Source organism: Streptomyces sp. NPDC027663 (assembly GCF_055566415.1).
This window is the reverse complement of sequence record NZ_JBVHSK010000034.1, coordinates 1-1,391: the sequence shown is the minus strand read 5'-3', so window position 1 is coordinate 1,391 and position 1,391 is coordinate 1. Positions and strand designations below refer to the sequence as shown.

The 1,391-nt window shown below is 56.7% G+C and carries 1 rRNA gene (running past one end of the window); it reads left to right on the top strand.

The features are described from left to right. A 23S ribosomal RNA gene (locus ACZ4SF_RS37920) occupies positions 1 to 1,391 on the top strand; its annotated part reaches 1,794 nt to the left of the window's first position; the annotation flags it as partial.

The following is a 1,391-nucleotide window of genomic DNA, read 5'->3' as shown; positions in this document are numbered from 1 at the left end:
GCTGAGACCTGATGCCGAGCCGATTGTGGCGAAGTGGATGATCCTATGCTGTCGAGAAAAGCCTCTAGCGAGTTTCATGGCGGCCCGTACCCTAAACCGACTCAGGTGGTCAGGTAGAGAATACCGAGGCGTTCGGGTGAACTATGGTTAAGGAACTCGGCAAAATGCCCCCGTAACTTCGGGAGAAGGGGGGCCATTCCTGGTGATGAGCTTCGCGCTCTGAGCTGGGGGTGGCCGCAGAGACCAGCGAGAAGCGACTGTTTACTAAAAACACAGGTCCGTGCGAAGCCGTAAGGCGATGTATACGGACTGACGCCTGCCCGGTGCTGGAACGTTAAGGGGACCGGTTAGCTCACCTTCGGGTGGGCGAAGCTGAGAACTTAAGCGCCAGTAAACGGCGGTGGTAACTATAACCATCCTAAGGTAGCGAAATTCCTTGTCGGGTAAGTTCCGACCTGCACGAATGGCGTAACGACTTCTCGACTGTCTCAACCATAGGCCCGGTGAAATTGCACTACGAGTAAAGATGCTCGTTTCGCGCAGCAGGACGGAAAGACCCCGGGACCTTTACTACAGTTTGATATTGGTGTTCGGTTCGGCTTGTGTAGGATAGCTGGGAGACTTTGAAGCGGCCACGCCAGTGGTTGTGGAGTCGTCGTTGAAATACCAGTCTGGTCGTGCTGGATGTCTAACCTGGGTCCGTGATCCGGATCAGGGACAGTGTCTGATGGGTAGTTTAACTGGGGCGGTTGCCTCCCAAAGGGTAACGGAGGCGCCCAAAGGTTCCCTCAGCCTGGTTGGCAATCAGGTGTTGAGTGTAAGTGCACAAGGGAGCTTGACTGTGAGACCGACGGGTCGAGCAGGGACGAAAGTCGGGACTAGTGATCCGGCGGTGGCTTGTGGAAGCGCCGTCGCTCAACGGATAAAAGGTACCCCGGGGATAACAGGCTGATCTTCCCCAAGAGTCCATATCGACGGGATGGTTTGGCACCTCGATGTCGGCTCGTCGCATCCTGGGGCTGGAGTCGGTCCCAAGGGTTGGGCTGTTCGCCCATTAAAGCGGTACGCGAGCTGGGTTTAGAACGTCGTGAGACAGTTCGGTCCCTATCCGCTGTGCGCGTAGGAGTCTTGAGAAGGGCTGTCCCTAGTACGAGAGGACCGGGACGGACGAACCTCTGGTGTGCCAGTTGTCCTGCCAAGGGCATGGCTGGTTGGCTACGTTCGGGAGGGATAACCGCTGAAAGCATCTAAGCGGGAAGCCTGCTTCGAGATGAGGACTCCCACCCACTTGATGGGGTAAGGCTCCCAGTAGACGACTGGGTTGATAGGCCAGATATGGAAGCCCGGTAACGGGTGGAGTTGACTGGTACTAATAGGCCGAGGGCTTGTCC